The sequence below is a fragment of the Lysinibacillus sp. G1-3 genome (assembly GCF_056322905.1).
Genome location: NZ_JBWHYQ010000062.1, coordinates 1 through 455, shown reverse-complemented (window position 1 = coordinate 455; position 455 = coordinate 1). Strand labels below are relative to the sequence as shown.

Below are 455 nucleotides of genomic sequence, written 5' to 3'. Positions count from 1 at the left end.
TTTTTGTTTTCAGGCGATAAATTAATTAATGCTATGGTCGCAGTAGTCATAAATAGTCCAGCGGAAAATCCAGAAATCACTCTTCCTAAAAACAATAAAAACAAACTATTAGATATCAAGAATATTAAAGCGCTAAAAATTGATAGTATAATTCCTATAATTAATATATAACGTCTACCAACTCGATCAGATAAATTACCGAATATAAGCAAACCAATAATAACTCCTATAGCATATACAGCATAAATGATAGTTATTAATAATGGTGATAACCCATAAATTTCGCTATATATCGGATATAGCGGAGTTGGTATTGTCGGACCTATCATAACAATTAAAAAAGCAGATACTTCGCTAATGAAACTCGTCTTTTTCTTATGTTTTATAGTTATGTTGCTATTCATTATTCGTCACCGTCTGTCATGAAAATCACTATACAACATTTAAATGACACA

At 29.7% G+C, this 455-nt stretch carries 1 protein-coding gene; it reads right to left on the bottom strand.

The features are described from left to right. A partial coding sequence (locus tag ACVYAD_RS25120; RefSeq protein WP_476428297.1) for an MFS transporter occupies positions 1-404 on the bottom strand: 404 nt, incomplete at its 3' end. Positions 405-455 lie beyond the last annotated feature (51 nt).